The organism is Paenibacillus rhizoplanae, assembly GCF_042684125.1.
In the GTDB taxonomy this organism is placed as follows: domain Bacteria; phylum Bacillota; class Bacilli; order Paenibacillales; family Paenibacillaceae; genus Paenibacillus_AQ; species Paenibacillus_AQ rhizoplanae.
Genome location: NZ_JBHUKY010000066.1, coordinates 1 through 1566 on the forward strand (window position 1 = coordinate 1; position 1566 = coordinate 1566).

Genomic DNA, 1566 nt, shown 5'->3' on the forward strand with positions numbered 1-1566 from the left:
CAGACTGTTGAAAAAGCCGATTTTCAAGCTGCTACATTCCTGGGAATTCCTAAATAATAGGTAAAATCAGAAGATCTATCGTTTGTCAGATCCAAATGCAAAACGTAGGCCTCCTTTTTGGCTAAATGCCGGGCTATTTTCTTTAGATTCTGCGTAATAGCCGTCATCAACGCCTGCTCCTGTGCCTTGGCTTTGCCTCGCATCCGGCATCGACGGTACCCATGGAGGTTTTTGGCATCAGCAAAGCTACGCTCAATGGTTTGAGCGCGGTACTTGTAGATCTTTTCGCCTTCCTGACTTTTCTTGTTTTGCCGCACTTTTTCTTTAAAGTCCTCCCATACATGCCGCTGAATCAAACGCTCGTGCTTTTGGTTTTCAGTACATTGTGTCAATGTTGGGCAGCTCCTGCAGTGCTTCTTGGGCGAGATATACTCATCATAACCATTACGGTTTGTCGTTCGGTACGTGAGTTCTTGCCCTAAGGGACAGACATATACATCTTTTTGCGCATCATATGTGAAGTCTTCTTTCGTATAAAAGCCAGGCTTGCTAGGGGGTTTACGCTCGGCAATGACCGTCATCCATGAGATCGTTTGCTTGCAAATATGGGGGACCATGTAGCCTGAATCCAAGGCGATGGCCTCCAGCGTGTCGCCAAAATCAAAGGTCTCCAGTTGCCGGTTCAAACGTTCCATATATACCGTGGAATCATTGACATTGCCTGGCGTCACATACACATCGGTAATCATATTGTATTTGTGGTCCACCGTCCGGTGGTCCAGGTAAAAGAACCCTTCCGGTTTGTTATTCCTGCTCATGTAGCCGCTCTCGGGATCGGTCAGACTCACCTTTTCCTTTTTCGGTTGCTCCTCTGCCGCTCTTTTACGTAGAGGAGCCAGGGGCTTTTTTCCATGAGCCTCCCGGCTTTCTTGAACGGCCTGGTCCAATTCCTGCAGATAGGCCTGAGGCGACGCGCTTGTGATTTGTTGCGTGTAACGATTGTTATTGGCATTGGCCTGGATATGCGTCGAATCGGTGATAAGAAGCCGTCCCGCAATCATGTGGTGAGAGATTGCAAGCCGTACCACTTCGTCGAAAATATCCTGAAAGACGGTCGTTCCCTTGAATCGTCCATTGCGATTGGAACTAATCGTGGAGTGGTCCGGAACGCGGTCGCTGAGACCCAGGCCCAAAAACCAGCGGTAGGCCAGGTTCACACCAATGTCTTTCTCCAGAATCCGTTCAGAGCCGATGTTAAAGAGGTAGCCAATCAGCATCATTTTGAATAAACGGATGGGAGGAATCGAGGGTCGCCCTTGGAATTCGCTGTAAAGGGGGCGTACCTTTTCGGTGATGAACGAAAAATCCACATGTTTTTCGATCAAGCGAAGGAGGTGATTGGGAGGGACCAATTGGTCTAAACAAACAAGCTCCATTTGATATTTCCCTCTATCTCCATGATCCTTTTCGTTTAACATAAGACACCGCGCTTTCCAAATAAAGTTACCTATATTATACCAGATTAACGCAGTGTCGTGTGAAATAAAGACTTTTTCAACAGTCTGA

At 47.4% G+C, this 1566-nt stretch carries 1 pseudogene; it reads right to left on the reverse strand.

Features of this window, described 5'->3' with window-relative positions:
* Positions 1–113: 113 nt before the first annotated feature.
* Positions 114–1478: pseudogene (locus ACFSX3_RS26250) on the reverse strand (IS1182 family transposase); the annotation flags it as partial.
* Positions 1479–1566 lie beyond the last annotated feature (88 nt).